Genomic DNA, 17,104 nt, shown 5'->3' on the forward strand with positions numbered 1-17,104 from the left:
AAATTCATCCTTATTTTTTGTGAATTATCTTATCTAATTTACTTAATATTTCATCTTAATAATCTAAACTCAGGTTACCAATTAGGTTACCAAAAAATTCTCAGGTTACCAACTCAAACCCCCATCAATACTATGAAACTCTCAATACTATTTTTAATCAGAAGAAACAGAATTAATACAAAAGGTGTCTGTGCAATTGAATGTAGAATCACATTAGATAGTCAAAGAAAGCCATTTTCAACAGGTGTTTTTATAAACCCAAATTCTTGGAATGCTTCAAAGCAAAAGGCATTTCCTCCTAACAAAATAAACAATCAAATTAATACACAACTCAGCCTGATTAAACAAGACATTAATCAGGCTTTTTTATTCCTACAAGTTCAGGAAAAAGACTTTGATGTAGATGACATCTACAGACAATACAAAGGAGAAAATATTAAACAGGATAAATCAATTACTGAAATGTTTCACCTTCATATCACTAAACAGGAAAAGTTAATAGGTATTTCTACCACTAAAGTATCTGTAGCTAAGTTTTATCAGACACAGACTCATGTAAAGTCTTTCATAAAGCATCAGTACAAAAAATCTGATTATCTTCTGAAAGAAATGACTATGGCATTTATTACTGAATTTGAGTTCTATCTAAAGGCTGAGAAGCAGTTTAAACAGAATACTGTTCATAAGACTATACAGAGATTTAAGCAGATTGTGAAATTAGCTGTAGGACTAGATTATTTAGCTAAAGACCCTTTCCTACTCTATAAGAACAGGAAGCCTAAAAAACAAGTTGTATTCTTATCTAAAGAAGAATTAGAAGCATTAGAAAAGCATCAGTTTGCCTCTGAAAGGCTACAACAAGTAGCAGATATGTTTATTTTCTGTTTTTATACAGGACTAGCTTATACAGAGATGGCAAATCTAAAGACAAGTGATATTCAGACAGGTTATGATGGTAATAAGTGGATTCATATTCACAGGCAGAAAACTAAGAGAGATTATGATATTCCTTTGTTATCTAAAGCTGAAGGTATTTTAGATAAGCACAGAACAGAAACACAGCTTCTTCCTGTTATTACTAATCAGAAGTTCAATTCTTATTTAAAGGAGATAGCTGAGATTGTAGGCATCAACAAGACTTTAACACATCATATAGCAAGAAAAACCTTTGCTTCCACTATTCTACTTTACAATGATGTTCCTATAGAGATAGTATCTGAACTACTAGGTCATTCAGAAATTGGAATTACTCAACAACATTATGCTAAGGTGGTTAAAAAGAAGATTGGTGAGCAGATGAGTAAGTTAAATTCTAGGCTGAAATAACTTTATATTAACTGCTTTGTGGTATTTTTACAAAGCAGTTAATTTATTTTATGGAATTACCAAACGAACATTTTCAAAATTTTCCTATTGAGTTTAAAGAAATTAATCCTGATGAATTTCGTTCTGTGGGATTTGATGTCCAAGACAAAGTAATTATTGAACCCAATAATGATGGATACATTTTTGATGCTCTGAAAGACACTATATCTATATCAGAAAAAAACACTGTTGTAGTAAATGCCCCAGTTGGGTATGGAAAATCTTATGCTATTATAAAGCTCATTAAGGCTATTTACAAGATTGAACCTAAAAGTAAAATTATTGTAGCAACACCATTTGTCAGTTTAGTAGAGCAGTATGTAAATGAGATACAGGAAGTTGCTCAAATTTCTGAAAATGAAATTTACAGCTATTCTCATTTGGGAAGGCACAAGAAACCATCATATAAGGATAAGAGAGTCCATGTTGTCACAGTAAATACTTTATTAGGAAATCCTGGTGAAGACAGCTTTAAAAATTCTGATGCTAAAAGATTATACCTCAACTACATTGTTGAAGAATGTATAGCTAATGACTCCAAAACCTTCTTTATCTATGATGAAATTCATGATGCTATACAAAACTTTAAAGAAGAGTTTATACCCTATTTATGGAAATGGAAAGACGTAATACACAAAAACATAATACTAAGTGCCACCTATAATGAAGCTTCAAAAGTTGTAATAAAATATCTTGCTGAACTGACAGATATGAAAATACAAATCATTGAGTCTGTCAGAAAAAGATTTCCTGAAAAGCAGAGTGAACTCTATCTTCACTATTCTGCTGATTACAATTTCAGTAGCACTACTGATGAGCTTGTAAATATTGTAGATGACCTATTAAAAAGAAATAGAAATATCGACATTCTCTCTTACTCAAAGAGCCTAGCAAAAAGCATTATTAAAGACAGAGAAGGAATAGGTAAAAAATTGACTTAAAGATTTGGCAAGTTGAATGACTGCACCTCTCAACTAATAACGAATCAAAGATTAGAAAATGAAGCCCCCAAAAACAGATATAATAATGGCCTATGCAATGTAGGAACTAATTTCAAAACAGGTGTAAATATTAAAAAGGAAAACCATTCTTTCATCATCATCTTACCTCCTAGAGCAACAAGAATGTGGTTCAAAAACATGTATGGTATTTTTTCAAGTGGTATAATTAGTATTATCCAAGCATTAGCAAGACAGAGAACTAAAGGAGAAATACACATCATACTTCCAAGACCTGATGAGTTTGATATAAGCTCCCTTAAAAAAGCCAATATTAATGATTTACAGATTAGGGTTTTTGAGGATTTTTATTCTAAAGTGAAACATCATACTCTTGATGAAGAAGAAAAAAAAGTACAATACCTTCCTTTGACTGTGCAGGATAATCTTCTTTACAATTTTTATCATAAAGATTTAGAAGGTTTTCTTAAAGATGAAATTTATACTATTGCCAAAAAAGAAAAAAATAAAGAAAGAGAGGAGCTTCCAAGACTTACTTTTCCTCCTTATGAGATTTGGAAACTACAGAGAGGTGAACAATATTTAGCTAATACTTACAAGTTCTTTGGTGATGATATCTCAGCTTATGTAACCTATTGTGCATTTACCAATCAGTTCATAAACTGTAATCTTACAGGTATTAACTACAAAAGCACCTTACTTTTTGAGGAAGGTAAAATGCAGAAAAAATTATATACCTATTTTGATAAGTACTTTGGTGAAGACTACCTGGAAATGGAACACACATACTCTAACTTCAGCATGTTTTATAATAAGCTAAGAAATGAATTTATTAACAATTTTCAGCTTAAATTTAAAAAGTCAGGTTCCAAAGAATATGATAATATCAAGCCTTATAGTAATAAAATATTTGAAATTCAGTTTATTTTATTTACTCATAAATTGTATCAGGGATATAACATTAAAGAGCAACCTCAAAATGACATTGAATATTCAAGAAGTCAGTATTTGTTAGACTGTATCTCAACCTCTAATAGCATCAACCTGGAAAATTCAGAATACACTGAACAACAGACAAGGAGAATACAGGCTTTTCAATATCTAGGACTTTTGAGGGATAGGCTTATACAATCTGTTAGTGAAAGTAACAATAAACCAAAATTTCAATACCTCCCATTAGTCCCACCTGTAGACTTTATAAAACCTGATGAAACCAAAATACTGAATGATATCCTTAAAATCATTATTGAAGCCCCTCTATTCAAAAATGATATTTTCTCTTTGAGAAGAAATTTTGAACGTAAAAGTAACCTGGAGTCCAAAATTAAGTCTTTATATAAAATATTAGTGGACGACTTCTTTAAGGTTGAAGACTTTACTAATTATCCTCAGGTTGTTATTAATGGTAAGAGAAGGAATGTGAAACCTATTATAGAGCCAATTATGTTACCTAGAGCTGACACAGCTATCAATCTTGTCATGTTGAGTGATTTCGACCAAGATTTTATAAAAATGATTGAAGAATATATCCTTCAAATTCCTAAATCAAAATCTGACACATCACCTAAGTATAAAGACTCTGAGGAGTACTACAGTGAAATTTCGAAGCTCTTAGAATAAAGTCACACTTTTTGTTTATATATATAATTATCACGCAAAAAGTGTGATTTTTCAAAACTAAAATCCAGCCAACCTACAATTCAGTAAGGTTGGCTTCTTTATTTGCAACACAGCAAAAACACTTTAAAGTTTACACCTTAAGAACTCTATAAAAAGAAACTTATAAAAGTTACAAATTAATCTTAACAATTTTAAATACAAAGCATTATGCAATTAAAACAGTCACAGAGACAACAAGTAAAGCTCAGATTAGGATTATCAGGAGCTTCTGGATTTGGAAAGACCAAATCAGCATTATTATTAGCCTATGGAATGACACAGGACTGGAGTAAAATAGCTGTTATAGATACAGAAAATTCTTCTGCATCCTTGTATTCTGACCTGGGCAGTTATAATGTTCTGGATTTACAAGCACCTTACAGTCCTGAAAGATACATACAAGCTATTGAACTATGTGAAAAATCAGGAATAGAAGTCATTATCATAGATTCTGCCAGTCATGAATGGAATGGCTCTGGTGGATGTCTGGAAATTCATGAAAAATTGGGTGGAAGGTTTCAGGATTGGGCACAGGTTACCCCAAGACATCAGGCATTCATTAATAAAATTCTGCAATCAAGTTGCCACATCATTACCACTACCAGAAGAAAGATGGATTATTCTTTAGATATTGGTAGTAATGGTAAAACTAAAGTTGTAAAACATGGGACTAAAGAAATCACCAGAGATGGTTTTGAATATGAACTCACCATCAATTTCGAGTTAGTCAATGATAATCATTTGGCTAAAGCAAGTAAGGACAGAACAGGACTCTTTATGAATAAACCTGAATTTCTGATAACCTCTCAAACAGGTAAAATGATTCTTGACTGGTGTAATACAGGAGCAATTACTAAACTCCAGGTAACCTCTTCAACCTCTGAACAAAGCTACCTGGGCTCTAATGAGATTAGTAAATTGATTAGTAAGATTGGGGATTGTAATACTGTGGCTGAACTTTTGGCTTTATATAAGCAGTATCCTCAGTATCAAGAAGAGCTAAAGCCAGAATATGAAGCAAGAAAATCATTTTTAATCAAATTGTCTAACCCTCAAAACTTTTCAACTAATGGAGTACACAAATAATACAGCAGTAATGGAACTGCACAATGTTCAAAGAAGCAGTCACCTTAACCTGGAGGCTGTAAATATCCAAGATGCAGAGGTATTTTATCCAAGCAGAATGAATGAAATAAAGGAGGTTGAGCCAAGAAGTGTTCAACCTCTTTTGATTTCTAATACAATCAGTACTACTACTGATGCAACAGTCTCTGCCTATGTTCACAAACCATTTATTGAAGCCAACACCTTACAGGTAGATTTAAGTCACCTTAAAAGTGATTGCATCATTCCTGTATTCAGCAAGGACAATGAAAAAACTATTGCCCACCAAGAATTTATAGAAATTGTTACTAATACTGTCATGAAAATGTTTCCCCATCACAGTATTAGTAATCCTGAAATTAGGGTGTCACACCAAATCAAGGGCAGAACTCCTGATGCCATCTACAAAAGTGCTAAAGATTTACTTGACCATGAAAAGACTATTTATTATGAAAGAATGGCTTTTATTATTCAGATACCATCCATTGTAGATACTATTAATGGTAATGAACTGGCTTTAACTTTAGGTGGAGTAAGAAGTTATAACTTGGAGAATTTATATAATAAGAAAACTTTTGAAAAATTCAAGTTCTTCATTGGCTTTCAAAATAAGGTATGTTGTAATCTCTGTGTATCTTCTGATGGTTTTGTAGAGGAAATGAGAGTAGGAAATTATTATGAATTACAGGAGAAAGTGACTAATGTTATTCAGAATTACAATGCACAAAGTCACCTGGAGGTTATGAAATCCTTATCTCACAGCCTTCTTACAGAGCACCAATTTGCCCAACTTTTGGGTAAGTCAAGACTTTATCAACACTTGCCTAAGAAAGAGAGGTTGGCAATTCCATGCCTTAACTTCAATGATAGTCAGCTTAATACAATAGCTAAAGATTACTACGAGGACGAAAACTTTTGCAGGAATGAAAATGGAGATATTAACCTCTGGAATGTGTATAATCTCTTTACACAAGCTAACAAGAGCAGTTATATAGACACTTTTCTTGACAGGAATTTGAATGCCTTTGAGTTTTCTAAAGGTATTCAAAAAACACTCAATCGTGACAGTAAATACCATTGGTTTTTGAGTTAATATTTATAGTCACTCATTGTAGTGACTATAATTCTATCGAATAAATCCAAAATTTTGAAATACCTTCTGAAGTCTCTTGCTCATAGCCATCACAGAAAGGGAAGATAATGCTAGTTGCAGTGGCTATACGTTCAGTAACATAATACAATGCCATTCCTAAAGTCTGAGCTTTACTAGACAAAGGACTCAAATATAAATTTGTAATAGGTTTCTTCATGTTTGCTTTTTTAACAAAATCGCTTATTAAAGAAGCTGTAACAAATGGATCATTAGCAGGTGCTAGAATAACACTTTGAGAGTCCAATTCTAATTGAATCTCTTCATCAGCATTATATGCTTTTAAAATATTTTGTTGAAACATATCTGCTTGTAATGAAGGAAATCCTAAGACTTGTACTTTTTCAGTTTGTTTCTTTTCTTTGGCTACCTTTAGTATTAAATCATAATCATATCCTGCTCCAACAATTAAGTAATCATTAGATGTATCATGAATGTGGCTGCCTGAGCAACCTTTTATGTCTCTTACAGTTTGGAAATCCATAGAGAATTGAGTGTCTTCCTTCTTCTTATAATTATTAGGTTCTGAGTATAAAAAATCTATAGATTTTATATTGTTAGCTTTGCACAACCTAAGAAAATATACAATATGAGGCCTTAGGAATCCAGTTATGTCAACTAATATTTTTTTATCTTTTAAAGGTAAAATATTTTGTTTAAAATAATTATTTAATATCTCAGACTCATCAGACAGTTCAGAAAAATTAAAAATTGTGTAAGAAGGATCTAAAGTCTCTAGTATTTTGTCAGAAAACTTATATTCTTTTAGTATAAAAATATGTTTTTCAATAGCATCAATTTCTTGTAGAATAAAATTAACCCTTTCACTCTTATTATATGCAGATACTAGTACATCATAGCTAGATAAAGATAATTTGTTAGAGATATATTTGTTTCTTATTTCGTAGCTTCTTTTATAAAAATATTCATATTCCATATCTGTTAGAAAAGTGTTGGTTGATTCTCTACATTTTTAAAAGGGACATTGTATTTTATCATTTCAGATTTTAAAAATTTTTTGAACTCTTCTCCATCCTCTGTTAATATCTTTTTCAGGTTTTGCGAATTAATTTTTACGATACCTCTTCTTGATAAGGAGAGTTCCCACCAGCTTGTTAGTAGTCCATTAATTTGAAAAGTATAATTTCTTTCATTTGAGTTTTTATCTCTTCTTCCTGAATCTAGTTTAATGAGATATGAATATTGTTCTAAAAAGGTAATTATTTCTTTTGTTTCTTTATTTAATGTTGAGTAATCCACATCTATTGTTGAAATACTGCATTCAGGAGGTAAATCTGAGAATCTTAGTTCTCTTAAATAATTACATAATTTTTCAATACATTCTTTGAAATTAAGATTATTTATTGAAGTGTTTGCATCTTCTAAAAACCATAATACAGTATCTTTCAGTGCTAATAGTTGTATGTCAGTAGTTATTATATCCTTATAACTATTTTTATTATAGAAGTTATTCCAACGAAAAATATGTTTCATTATCATTAAAAAATGCCTAGGAATTCCATTTGATATTTTTGCTAAATTATCAAAACCACAGTAAGCATTAATTTTTAAACTGTTTTCTCTATATAATGCATCAATCATATCCTGTTTATATTTTTCTAATATAACATCATATTCTTTAACAGCTTTGTTTTTAAGGAACTGCTCTGTAAAGCCTCTTAATTTAATTGAAAGACGAGATATATCATCTTTCTTTTTAATTCCTCTATAAAGTAGAAGGATATTAACTCTTTCGATTAGTGGATTTTTTTCACACCTTATATTTGAAATTATTGTAGAAACATTGTCTATCTTGAGTTTAGTCAGTTTAAGAGTTAACTTTTCTAAGTGTTTACCTTTTTCACTAATTAATTTTATATCATTTTCATAATCAGAATGTTCAAAATGGTCTGTAATCTCTCCTGATATTGAGTTATTGGAGTTTTCTATTCTTTTTAAACAGATTTTTATTAAAAACTCTTTGTATTGATTAAAGTTGCTTCTAAAAATATTATCTAAATCAAAAATTTCATATTCTGAATTGATTTTGATATCTTCTCCTCCACTCAATGTTTGTTTCGTTTTAACCCCATGTCTCTTTGCTCCAATTTTAAAACATACTGGATTTTTTCTTTCTCTAATCAAAGTATTAAAATACCTTTGCTGATTTTCAGAAAAATTTTCAAATTCATCAAGTAGAAATAATACTTTTAAGTTTGATAGTTCTTTTACGATGCTTGTAATGATATATGGTACTTCAAATATTAATTGTCCAGGGTTAGTTAAAATTTCTATTTGATTTTTTATACTACCATCAGTAAGAGATATATTGTTAATGGCATAATCGATTTTCCTTTGTTCATTATTAATAAAAGATTTTAGCTCATCATAATTGGCAAATTCTAACTTTTCTTTACTGTTGAAGATTTTAGTAATTTCTTCTATAATACTAGATTGATAATTACTCATATCAGTGTTGACATTAAAAATTGTTGTGATGCAATCAAGTAATAGTTGAGTCAACCACAAGTCGAGATAATATGAAAAAACTATTTCCCACGTCTCATCTGATTCATTTCTTCCAGAAAATCTATAACCATTTAATCCAGAGCATCTTAGATATATTCCAATATATCCTTCATCTGCAATCGTTTCAAATATGTTTTGAGATCTAAACTGTTGCATATTAAAACTAAAATGCTTCATGATATGTGTTTTGCCACTACCTTTGCTACCTAAAATAATCATAGGCATTTCAGCAGTTGGTTTTATAAAGCTATCAAAGCTCATTGAAGGGAAATCTACCCAATTATTAAATAGCTCATTGTCACTGTAATCAACAGCTTTTGTAACGTCAAATGGGTTCATAACTAATAAACTTTATGTTTTCTAGGGAAAATTGAAGACCAAGGTGTTATATTTTCATCATACCAAAAAATTGGCAATGTATTATCAGGTGTATTATGATCGAAGCCAATTAGTAGTTGTCCATCATTGAATCCTAGCTTATGGTATGTTGCATACTTAGTAGGCTTACCTGCTCTCTCTAACATTGATTCAATTAGTTTAGTGCCATATTTTTCACAAATAAGTTTAAGTTTATCTGGATCAATTGAAGTGTTGTTCTTAAAAAATCTTGATTTGTCACTGAAGCATCTATAACTTTCATCTAATTTCATGACTGTATCTATATGAGTAAACCAATTTAGCTTATTTACATGGTCAATCCCTTTTTCAGATGCAACAAGTGTATAATAATGAATTTTAGCTGAAGGAAATTTATTTTTAATAATGCTTACAGCATTTTTAGTATACTCTTCAACTTGGCTACCACTACCACATATATCATCTATAAAAATAAAATTTTCTATACTATTATCTAATGTTTCTATCTTTGATTCCTCAATGAATAATTTTGTAGATAAGGTGTTTACAGTACGAAATTCATATAACAGGTTACTACTGCTTTCAGATGGATTTCCAATAGGTATAAATCTTGTTTTAAGGAGACTTGTCCTAATATTTTCTTTTATTAATGCTGCATCTAAAGTGTGGGAGTTCTTCATTCTAAAGTCCTCAACAATAGAATATTTAATGAAATCTCTGTAGATTGAAACTAACATATTTCTAATTTGAAACTTACTCAAATAGATAAACTGTGTGAGTAAGAAAAGAAAGTCTAATTTTTCTTCATCTTTAAAATTATCTAGCCAAGGGTTAATCTTTTTTATTGAAACTTTACGATCCCATACAGTTTCATTAAAAATTTTTATTTTATAAAGTAGCTCTTCAAAATTCTTATCATTCATTTTTTTTTAATATCAAAATGTGTTCACAGGTTATTATACTTGCTGTTTTATTCCTTTTAGTCATTAAACCATACGATTTTATATCATCAACCATTTCACAAACTAAACTAAAACCAAGTTGTAACATAATATCTTTTAAGTATTCTTGGGTTTTAAAGTTAAGCCCACAAACCATATTATTAGATGCTATAAGAATTAAAAATTTTTCTTTTTTTAATACTCTAGCACTTTCTTTTAAAGCAGCTGTCATTTCAATTAAATAATTTGCTGCTATATAAGCTCGTAAAGGATTAATATCAAAAATCTTTTCTAATAAATAATCTGCATTTTTAATTCCTGTTTTTTTAAGAAATCTATATTCATCTTTTTTATAATTTTCCCTACCAATATTTTCTCTATCTAAATCTCCAATATTTTCATATCCTAGCCAATATAAGTTTAAGCTAGAAGCTCTAATGTATTTTTGTGCACCTGCATAGGGAGGAGAGGTCAAAATTAGGTCAATAGACTCATCTGCTAAACCTCTTAAGTTTCTAGAATCATTTGAGATTACTTTGCCAGCGTATCTTGATGGACTAATATTAATTTTGTTATGTACTCTTTTTATATTTTGATTAACAATATCAAAAAATTTTTCAATAGCGTTTGTAACTTTAAGCTCCTGTAATTTTTTTTGAGAATTTATTTTATGTAGTGAATTATCTGAATATTTCTCTGGATTTATTTTCACAGGGACAGAAATTCTAGAATCAGCATTACTAACTTTTCTGACACAGTTTGAAAAACATATTAAATAAAAATCTCTATATTTCTTATCTGGAATACTTGATATTGAACCATAAAGTGACTGTAATTGGTTTTGAATATGTTTTTCAAACCAAAAATCTAAAGATTTTAAGTTCTTATAGGGGATTTTACTTTGAACATTATTATTAGTAAGGCTTTCTTTTAAAAACTCCTTAAGACTCTCAAGTTTAGCAACATCAAAATTATTACATTTAACAGCAGTTATTAATCTAGCTAATGGATTAGCATCACTTCCATAAGGATTCAATCCTGCTAACTTTGCTTCAAGCAAAACAGTTCCAGAACCACAAAAAGGGTCTAAAATTCTATATTTCTGACTTACAAAGTAGGAGTTATTAAAAAAAAAGTAGGGTATATTAGCTAATAATTTAGCTGTATAGGAATGTATAGAATGGGTTGCTCTCTCTGTAAATTTTACAGTATCAACTAATTGTCTAAATTCAACAAAAACAGGTTTTTTTTCTTGTTGATATTTTGCCAAAATTGTTTCGAATTTTTCCTTATAGTCCAAAATTTTATTTTCCTTAATCTACAAAGATATTTAATCCTAATTTAATTAAAAATTTTTTATAAAAAAAAATTAATATACTCACGTGAATTCCCTCACGCAGCACCCACCCAATTTTATAGAAAGGAAATCCCCCTCCCCACCTTACAGTAACTTGAAAATTTTCACACGTGTATTATTATTTGAGTGAATAATTGCTGCTTCAATTTTAGTCCTTTACTTGTGTTAGCACTGTGTCACCTTGTGAATGTGCTTTCACTGCACCTGCCTATGCTGATTTCTACCCATCTCACCTCACTACTGAACCTTGAGCAGTTAAAGTAGAGTGTCAATCTTTTTCTTTTACAATGCAACACTCCTGAATAACCCTCACCTATGGGGAGACAACAGGCATTAGACCTTTAAACCCTAGGTAATAGTGGTGGTGTAAAGGTTTGTGTCTTGTTTCAATAATTAACAATTAACTCAAAATCAAAAAGACTATGGTAACGATTACGAATTACACCAAAAGAAAAAGAGAAGATGGGACAGCATTTTGCGTCCTTGAAATTAACAGTGGTATTGAACTTTTACAAAGTCAGACCACAGGTCAGTATTATGCTACTGCCAAGAAATGTTTTATCCCTGCAACCTTTGATGAAGCAGTATGCAGAAGTTTAAAAGGAACTATGATGAAAGGTGACATTATCAAAGTTGAATGTGAACCTTACCAGTACACTATCAAAGAAACAGGAGAACTTATTACCCTGAATCACAGATATGAGTACACACCTGATGAAAGTTCACAACTAGCACACAATAACTATTTAGAGAATTATACAGCTCCAGGTAACCTTGTGAATACTATTCAGTAAAAATCCAATAAGTCCCAGTTTTTGTAAATTGTATATATACAGAAACAAAAAGTGGGACTTATTCCAGGACAAAATTTACCTGGAGACTCTAAAGAAAAGGAGTAAATTTTGTCCTTTTCTTTTACTTTATTTTTTCTTGTGTATTGATGCTTACCTTTAAACATGCCCAGGTAACTTTGACTGTATAAGTAATTAATGACTGGCTGAAATTTTATTAAATAGCTGAAGTTTCCATTTATACCAAACTCTAATACAAGCATTGAACATAATATAAGAAACATCCAGGTAACCTCTTACTAGAAGATTTCAGTAACTTTTACCTTGTATGTGGAGAGATGATTAAAGATGAGTGAATTACTCTATTACATCTGTGATTTCAGAAAGTTTTACCCCTAAGCTAATGGAAATCTTGTATAAAGTAAAACTACTAGGGCAAGTCTTGCCAGTTTCTATTCTGTTCATGTTAGACTTCTCAAAATTGCATAACAGGGCTAATTCAGCCTGAGAAATTTTTTTCTCCTCTCTTAGCTGTCTTATCCTCTTGCCTAAAGCTATTTGAAAGTTTATTTTTTCCATCAGCACAATAACTGATGTCAAAAGTGGTCAAAAATGATAATATTATCGTTATCATTTTTGATAATTATATATATTTGTCTAACCTTAACTAAACATTTTTAACTATGAGAACAACCTTACTCTTAATTACAATACTAGTAAGTATAACCACAACATTTAAAAGTCAAGTCAGAAGCAAGACTAAGACTCAAACAGCCAAGACCTCAACAAAACATGATACAAAGAGTATAAGTCTTGATTACTTAGTTCACCTTAAAACAACAGCAACCTTTTCAGGAGTTTCTAAAAGTCTTTTGAGTAAAGGATTTTATTTTAGAAGTAAGAATAATACTTCTAACCTCTTTACTAATGGTAAGGATGAAATTTACTACTTCCCAGGTTAGGGTAATGATGGTAGTGGGGTTTTCTATGGAGATATTCAAGATTTAAAGGAAAAAATTGCTGTTCAGTATATGTTCAATTCTGAAGTTTTGTATGAAAGCTTAATAGAACAATCCTATCATTACCTGGGAGCAAAACTGTATAAACAGCACACAGAGGGTAATGGTAATATGATAACGATTATGCAGACAACAGACTTTGTATTTATGTTTGGGGAAAATATTGAAAAGACTGATGATTTGAACTATAAGGTATTTATTATTTCCAGGTCTAGTTTTACAGAATAAGCATCAGTCTAACTACTTTTAATCTTAATTAAAATGAAACTTAAATCACTACTAGTCACAATTACATTTGTATTAGGCATACTACTAGGAGTCTTTGGCATTAAATTCTACCAAGAGTCAAACATTGAAGGATATAACCTCGTCAACTATCCTGTACAGGTTGTTTTACCAGAAGAATACAAGGAAATAACCTCTGAAAGCCATCTTGTTGGATATTACAACAAGAGACAGAATAAGCTCTATATAGCATTTTATGATGAACATAGTAAGAAAACCAATTCAAACAGCACAGCTAAAGACTCCAACGAAAAGCATTAATAAATATGTACTTAGCTTATTGTTTTTTGGCTTTTCTAAGCCTTAGCCTACATAATGCAACAAGAAATGTTGCAGAAGAGGATGGAGATATTCCTACTATCTACAGAGGAACAAATACAGTTCTATTAAACCTTTGGTTCTTTCTTACAGGTTTAATAACACCTACCATAACAATATTTCTTTATACCAAGTGGTATTGGGCAATAACTTATATAGTTGCAGGGCTACTGATTTCAATGGTAATGGCTAACAATTACGTGTACAAATATCATATAGTTAGAAGACCACCATTATACATTCCAAGTAGAGTTGATGTCAGACTATCATTAATTACAAGTATGATTAGTGTTATCTTATTTATGTTTCTGATAGCATGATACTAGAAGTTATTCACTATTACAGTGCCCTAGGTAACGTTGGCTTTGGTGAAAACCTTAAAAAGAACATATTCACCATAATAACTACCTCTACATTGAAGTCTTATATAAATGAAATTCTTGAAGATGCTAACAAGATATTTCATGACTGGATTAACTGTGAAATATTAGCTCCAGGTTATCTAATTCCAGGTAATACCAAAGTTGATGGTTATTTCTCAATTAAAATCAAAAATGGATGTGTAGAAGATGTGAAGTTCAAGACAATTCTTGAAGAATATAATCAAAACATTCTTTGGTAAAAATAATACAGCCACCTCTAATCCAGGTGGCTTTTAATAACTAAAAATCTAAATGATAAATAACATATATGAGCACTTAAAATTTAGACTGGATGATGAACACCAGGATTTTGAGTTTGAGATTATATCTATTCCTCCTTATGAGTTCATAGAGAATAATTTGTCATTGGTTCCTTATGAATACTTTGGAGAAATTAATGAAGTTCTTGGTTTAAAAGTAAAGCAGGTGCTATTGTATTTCAATGCTGACAGGCTTATGAGAGTTGAGTTGAAATACAAAGAGAATATTGTTGAAAGACTTAAAAGTAGGCTAGAAGAATTCAACCCCAATTTTCCTAATTCAGTAACTCTTAAGCTCTACTATCATGAAGAAGAAAATCTAACCATTCTGATGTATCAGAAAGAAGTTTTAAACACATTTTATGACTTTGAAGTTACAAAACCATGATATGAGCAGTGTCCTCACATACTTCAAAAAAAATGAATACAGATCCACAAGTATCAGAGATACAAGTTTCTTATTATCCCAAGTTAATTCAATCAAACAAGATTACTTCCAGTAATGATGCTGTTGAAAAAATAAGAAAAGCATGGGATGCAAGAACTATAGAAATGCAGGAAGAAGTAAAGCTAATTCTGCTTAATCAGTCAAATACAGTATTGGGAATCTACAACCTTTCAAAAGGTGGTATAAACTCAAGCTTAGTAGATGTCAGGCTAATACTTTCAGTAGCATTAAAATGTTTAGCTACAGGTTTAATATTGGTACATAACCATCCAAGTGGAAATCTTAACCCAAGTAAATCAGACCTGGATATAGTTAAGAAATTAAATGAAAGTTGTAAATTAATTGACATCACACTTCTTGATAGTATCATCATTACCAAAGAAAGTTACATGAGTTTTGCAGATGATGGAATATTGTAAGAATTTAAAGTAAAAAGGCATACTTTTAGGCATCCCTCTAACTGTCATCCCTCTTTAGGTACTATGAATAAAGAGAAAATCAGTGGGGGTTCGAATCCCTCAGGACCCACAGAAATCTCTCTTTTTTAAGGGAGATTTTTTTGTTTTATATTTTATGTGTAAGACTGATTAAAAAAAGCCTCCAGAATCGAGAGGCTGTATTTATAAAATCTTTTCCACTATTTTCTGCACATGCAACTCCTCAAGACAAGCCCAGTCTCCACGATAGCATTCTTTATCCCCAAAAACAGAACAAGGTCTGCAGGTAAGGTCTTTCACCTGAACCACATCTTCCTCCTTTTGTCCAAATCCTAAAAAACCTGCAAAAGGATGAGTTTGTCCCCATACGGAAACACATCTCGTTCCCATGAGACTTGCCAGATGCATATTGGCAGAATCCATAGAGATCATTAATTCTAATGTAGAAATTTTATTTAACTCCTCCTGAAGGCTTAATTTTCCCGCTAAACTGAGAGTATTCGGGATTTCTCTCTCCCACTGCTCCAGTGTTTCAGCTTCAGATTTTCCGCCTCCGAAAAAATAAATCGTATGTTTTTGTGCTAAAATTTTCGCCAGCTCAAAAGACTTTTCCAAAGGAAGCATTTTTCCGCGATGCTGTGCGAAAGGCGCAAATCCTATTCCTGATTTCTCGATAGAAAGAGGTCTTAATGTATGGGAAAGTTCAACGCTAAAGCCCATTTCCCGAAAAACATCTGCATAACGTTCTACCGTTTTTTTTAATTGGTTTTTATTTAAATTCCAGACATTCGTGAGGTCTTCTTTTTCTTCTTTTCCCTTATTGATTTTGAATACTTTAAGCCCTTTTCTTCTGTAAATTTTGTCGAGAATCTTCGTGCGGATTACATCATGAAGATTCGCAATAAGATCCGGATGAAATTCTTTAATTAATTCATTGCCAAGACGTCTCAATCCGAATATTCCTTTATAGTCATCAAGGTTAACTCCTTTGAATATAACGTTCGGAATATCAGCAAATAAAGCTTCAAAATTTTTTCGGGAAACCATCACAATTTCTACATCGGGATTTTGTTCCAGAAACTCACGGAAAACGGGAGCTGTCATCGCGACATCCCCAAAAGCAGAAAAACGGTATGCTAAAATTCGGGTCACAGATTAAGACTTCAGTTGATATGCGACTGCGTAAAATTTAATCTGCTTCGTCATTGCCATCAAACCATTGGCTCTGGAAGGCGAAAGAAACTCCTGCAGACCAATTTCAGCAATAAATTCGAAATCAGAATCCAGAATTTCCTGTGTAGAGTGACCGCTGTAGATGCTTACCAGAAGCGAAACAATACCTTTCGGCAAAATCCCGTCAGAATCTGCCTCGAAAAACAATTTTCCCTCTTTAAATTCGGCATCAATCCAAACTTTACTCTGACAGCCTTTGATCAGGTTTTCTTCCGTTTTTTTGTCTTCAGAAAGCCCTTTCAGCTCTTTTCCAAGATCGATAATATATTCGTATTTCTGCTCCCAGTCTTCAAGAAAAGCAAATTCGTCGATGATTTCCTGCTGTTTTTCTTTAATAGTCATTGTAAACTGATTTCTTTCTGCAAAGATAGCCAAATTAAAAAGATGTTGAATTTATTTGAAGCTATTCCCGCTTTCTGCTGTATCTTTTTTTGACCCGTTCTTATCCCGTGCAAAAAAAGGATGTCGCG

At 31.3% G+C, this 17,104-nt stretch carries 17 protein-coding genes; 10 read left to right on the forward strand and 7 right to left on the reverse strand.

The window, feature by feature from the left end; translation table 11 throughout:
- The 5 genes from QWT87_RS19970 to QWT87_RS19990 all read left to right on the forward strand — a co-directional run.
- On the forward strand, nt 1-1,326 hold a 1,326-nt coding region (locus QWT87_RS19970; protein WP_337250585.1), incomplete at its 5' end, for a site-specific integrase.
- A 50-nt stretch (nt 1,327-1,376) separates the two neighbouring features.
- Nucleotides 1,377-2,306 carry a DEAD/DEAH box helicase family protein gene (locus tag QWT87_RS19975; protein ID WP_302718376.1) on the forward strand — a complete coding sequence of 310 codons (930 nt, stop codon included), beginning with the start codon at nt 1,377-1,379 and terminating at the stop codon, nt 2,304-2,306.
- A gap of 12 nt (nt 2,307-2,318) precedes the next feature.
- A complete protein-coding gene (locus QWT87_RS19980; RefSeq protein ID WP_302718378.1) occupies nt 2,319-3,944 on the forward strand; it encodes a hypothetical protein in 1,626 nt (541 codons plus the stop codon).
- 207 nt (nt 3,945-4,151) lie between these two features.
- Nucleotides 4,152-5,069 (forward strand): AAA family ATPase, encoded by a 918-nt coding sequence (locus QWT87_RS19985; protein WP_302718379.1) that lies wholly within the window; start codon nt 4,152-4,154, stop codon nt 5,067-5,069.
- The gene (locus tag QWT87_RS19990) at nt 5,053-6,180 is read left to right on the forward strand and encodes a DUF3871 family protein (protein ID WP_302718380.1); all 1,128 of its coding nucleotides are present in this window, start codon (nt 5,053-5,055) and stop codon (nt 6,178-6,180) included. Before QWT87_RS19985 ends, QWT87_RS19990 begins: the two co-directional genes overlap by 17 nt.
- A 25-nt stretch (nt 6,181-6,205) precedes the next feature.
- Here QWT87_RS19990 and QWT87_RS19995 read toward each other — a convergent pair whose 3' ends face one another.
- Genes QWT87_RS19995 through QWT87_RS20010 form a run of 4 tightly spaced genes read right to left on the reverse strand, consistent with a single transcriptional unit; the run spans nt 6,206 to nt 11,364 of the window.
- Nucleotides 6,206-7,174: a hypothetical protein gene (locus tag QWT87_RS19995; protein WP_302718381.1), complete on the reverse strand. Its 969-nt coding sequence runs from the start codon at nt 7,172-7,174 to the stop codon at nt 6,206-6,208.
- A gap of 5 nt (nt 7,175-7,179) precedes the next feature.
- Nucleotides 7,180-9,105, reverse strand: coding sequence for an ORC-CDC6 family AAA ATPase (locus tag QWT87_RS20000; RefSeq protein ID WP_302718383.1), 1,926 nt, complete (start codon nt 9,103-9,105; stop codon nt 7,180-7,182).
- A 2-nt stretch (nt 9,106-9,107) separates the two neighbouring features.
- Nucleotides 9,108-10,046, reverse strand: a complete 939-nt coding sequence (locus QWT87_RS20005) for a phosphoribosyltransferase-like protein (protein ID WP_302718384.1) — start codon at nt 10,044-10,046, stop codon at nt 9,108-9,110.
- The gene (locus tag QWT87_RS20010; RefSeq protein WP_302718386.1) at nt 10,039-11,364 is read right to left on the reverse strand and encodes a TRM11 family methyltransferase; all 1,326 of its coding nucleotides are present in this window, start codon (nt 11,362-11,364) and stop codon (nt 10,039-10,041) included. Before QWT87_RS20010 ends, QWT87_RS20005 begins: the two co-directional genes overlap by 8 nt.
- Before the next feature lie 479 nt (nt 11,365-11,843).
- Between QWT87_RS20010 and QWT87_RS20015 the strand changes: the two genes are divergently transcribed.
- Complete coding sequence (locus QWT87_RS20015; RefSeq protein ID WP_302718388.1) at nt 11,844-12,215, forward strand: hypothetical protein; 372 nt, start codon at nt 11,844-11,846, stop codon at nt 12,213-12,215.
- Nucleotides 12,216-12,569: 354 nt separating this feature from the next.
- Here the strand turns inward: QWT87_RS20015 and QWT87_RS20020 are convergent, their stop codons facing one another.
- Complete coding sequence (locus QWT87_RS20020) at nt 12,570-12,791, reverse strand: helix-turn-helix domain-containing protein (protein WP_302718390.1); 222 nt, start codon at nt 12,789-12,791, stop codon at nt 12,570-12,572.
- Nucleotides 12,792-13,492: 701 nt separating this feature from the next.
- Between QWT87_RS20020 and QWT87_RS20025 the strand changes: the two genes are divergently transcribed.
- The 4 genes from QWT87_RS20025 (at nt 13,493) to QWT87_RS20040 (ending at nt 15,383) form a co-directional block, all read left to right on the forward strand.
- On the forward strand, nt 13,493-13,777 hold the full coding sequence (locus QWT87_RS20025; protein WP_212649899.1) for a hypothetical protein: 285 nt from the start codon (nt 13,493-13,495) through the stop codon (nt 13,775-13,777).
- A gap of 373 nt (nt 13,778-14,150) precedes the next feature.
- A complete protein-coding gene (locus QWT87_RS20030; RefSeq protein WP_302718395.1) occupies nt 14,151-14,456 on the forward strand; it encodes a hypothetical protein in 306 nt (101 codons plus the stop codon).
- A 52-nt stretch (nt 14,457-14,508) separates the two neighbouring features.
- Nucleotides 14,509-14,904: a hypothetical protein gene (locus tag QWT87_RS20035; protein WP_302718397.1), complete on the forward strand. Its 396-nt coding sequence runs from the start codon at nt 14,509-14,511 to the stop codon at nt 14,902-14,904.
- A 32-nt stretch (nt 14,905-14,936) separates the two neighbouring features.
- Nucleotides 14,937-15,383, forward strand: a complete 447-nt coding sequence (locus QWT87_RS20040) for a JAB domain-containing protein (protein WP_302718399.1) — start codon at nt 14,937-14,939, stop codon at nt 15,381-15,383.
- A 201-nt stretch (nt 15,384-15,584) separates the two neighbouring features.
- On the opposite strand, the gene QWT87_RS20045 is transcribed toward QWT87_RS20040, so the two are convergent.
- Nucleotides 15,585-16,553, reverse strand: coding sequence for a glycosyltransferase family 9 protein (locus QWT87_RS20045; RefSeq protein WP_302718400.1), 969 nt, complete (start codon nt 16,551-16,553; stop codon nt 15,585-15,587).
- 3 nt (nt 16,554-16,556) lie between these two features.
- A complete protein-coding gene (locus QWT87_RS20050; RefSeq protein ID WP_288460359.1) occupies nt 16,557-16,976 on the reverse strand; it encodes a SufE family protein in 420 nt (139 codons plus the stop codon).
- Between the last annotated feature and the right edge of the window lie 128 nt (nt 16,977-17,104).

Source organism: Chryseobacterium urinae (assembly GCF_030518295.1).
GTDB classification, from domain to species: domain Bacteria; phylum Bacteroidota; class Bacteroidia; order Flavobacteriales; family Weeksellaceae; genus Chryseobacterium; species Chryseobacterium mucoviscidosis.

Bases quoted from the DNA above. Each gene is read 5' to 3' on its own strand.
- QWT87_RS20015 (WP_302718388.1), top strand. From the start codon at position 11,844: ATGGTAACGATTACGAATTACACCAAAAGAAAAAGAGAAGATGGGACA.
- QWT87_RS19990 (WP_302718380.1), top strand. From the start codon at position 5,053: ATGGAGTACACAAATAATACAGCAGTAATGGAACTGCACAATGTTCAA.
- QWT87_RS20030 (WP_302718395.1), top strand. From the start codon at position 14,151: ATGATACTAGAAGTTATTCACTATTACAGTGCCCTAGGTAACGTTGGC.
- QWT87_RS19975 (WP_302718376.1), top strand. From the start codon at position 1,377: ATGGAATTACCAAACGAACATTTTCAAAATTTTCCTATTGAGTTTAAA.
- QWT87_RS20020 (WP_302718390.1), bottom strand. From the start codon at position 12,791: ATGGAAAAAATAAACTTTCAAATAGCTTTAGGCAAGAGGATAAGACAG.
- QWT87_RS20050 (WP_288460359.1), bottom strand. From the start codon at position 16,976: ATGACTATTAAAGAAAAACAGCAGGAAATCATCGACGAATTTGCTTTT.
- QWT87_RS19995 (WP_302718381.1), bottom strand. From the start codon at position 7,174: ATGGAATATGAATATTTTTATAAAAGAAGCTACGAAATAAGAAACAAA.
- QWT87_RS20000 (WP_302718383.1), bottom strand. From the start codon at position 9,105: ATGAACCCATTTGACGTTACAAAAGCTGTTGATTACAGTGACAATGAG.
- QWT87_RS20040 (WP_302718399.1), top strand. From the start codon at position 14,937: ATGAATACAGATCCACAAGTATCAGAGATACAAGTTTCTTATTATCCC.
- QWT87_RS19985 (WP_302718379.1), top strand. From the start codon at position 4,152: ATGCAATTAAAACAGTCACAGAGACAACAAGTAAAGCTCAGATTAGGA.
- QWT87_RS20035 (WP_302718397.1), top strand. From the start codon at position 14,509: ATGATAAATAACATATATGAGCACTTAAAATTTAGACTGGATGATGAA.
- QWT87_RS20025 (WP_212649899.1), top strand. From the start codon at position 13,493: ATGAAACTTAAATCACTACTAGTCACAATTACATTTGTATTAGGCATA.
- QWT87_RS20005 (WP_302718384.1), bottom strand. From the start codon at position 10,046: ATGAATGATAAGAATTTTGAAGAGCTACTTTATAAAATAAAAATTTTT.